The organism is Kitasatospora sp. NPDC001683 (assembly GCF_053596495.1).
In genome coordinates, this window is record NZ_JBSFGK010000018.1 from 1 (window position 1) to 551 (window position 551).

The window sequence follows — 551 nt, forward strand, 5'->3', positions numbered from 1 at the left end:
CCTCCTACGAGGTCGCACCGCCCGACAAGGCCACCAGCGCCGCCCGCTTCATCGCCCCGATCACCACCGACCCCAAGGACACCAATACCTGGATCCGGGGGCCGAGGCGGGCGAAGCCCAGATCCTTCATGGCCGCGCGGAGCAGTTCCTCGTCGGTCCGCCCGGTGCCGTCGGCGTCGATCCAGCGGACGACGGCGAGCAGTTCGTCGGCGGAGTAGGCGGTCACGGGACGACCGGGGGTGAAGTCCGGCTTCGCGGGACGGCCGACGGGCTCCTCGACGGCGACAGGCTCGGTGACCGGCTCCTCAGCGACGACCGACTCCTCGACGGCGACCGGCTCGGCAACGGCCTCCGGCTCTGGGGCGGGCTCCTCAGCCTCGACCGCGGGCACCTCCGCGACGGCCTCAGCCTCTGCGGCGGGCTCCTCAGCCTCGACGGCGACCTCAACGTCGGCCTCGACCGCGGGCACCTCCGCGACGGCCTCAGCCTCTGCGGCGGGCTCCTCAGCCTCGACGGCGACCTCAACGGCGGCCTCGACGGCGGGCACCTCG

The 551-nt window shown here is 73.9% G+C and carries 1 protein-coding gene; it reads right to left on the reverse strand.

All coding sequences use genetic code 11. The annotated features are described in order from the left end of the window. Window positions 1-4: 4 nt before the first annotated feature. A partial coding sequence (locus ACWCYO_RS12370) for a hypothetical protein (protein WP_449784201.1) occupies window positions 5-551 on the reverse strand: 547 nt, incomplete at its 5' end.